We start from the raw sequence: 244 nt of genomic DNA, 5'->3' as shown, positions 1-244 counted from the left end.
GATTTCGGCATGGTGGCTGACATTGTGGTCGCCAATGCAGGTATTGTGTGCCGCTGCGATTGCCTCGCCTTGATATACGATGACCGCACCAACAGGCACTTCGCCCAATGCCGCCGATTGTCTGGCCTGTTCTATCGCCAGCCGCATAAAGGCTTCCATATCATCTTGAGAAGGGAAAACGGCAACAGGCGGATGGTTTTTCAAAGCCTCGCCCAGCTCCGTCTTTCTCTCCTCGGAAATATGC

The 244-nt window shown here is 54.1% G+C and carries 1 protein-coding gene; it reads right to left on the bottom strand.

Annotation, left to right across the window (positions count from 1 at the left end; translation table 11 throughout):
* Positions 1 to 244: deaminase (locus ACTHS4_RS12390; protein ID WP_440366037.1), on the bottom strand; the 244-nt coding region annotated here is incomplete at both ends.

It is taken from the genome of Neisseria sp. P0014.S009, assembly GCF_051958155.1.
GTDB lineage: Bacteria > Pseudomonadota > Gammaproteobacteria > Burkholderiales > Neisseriaceae > Neisseria > Neisseria flavescens_C.
This window is presented reverse-complemented; position numbering and strand designations above follow the sequence as displayed.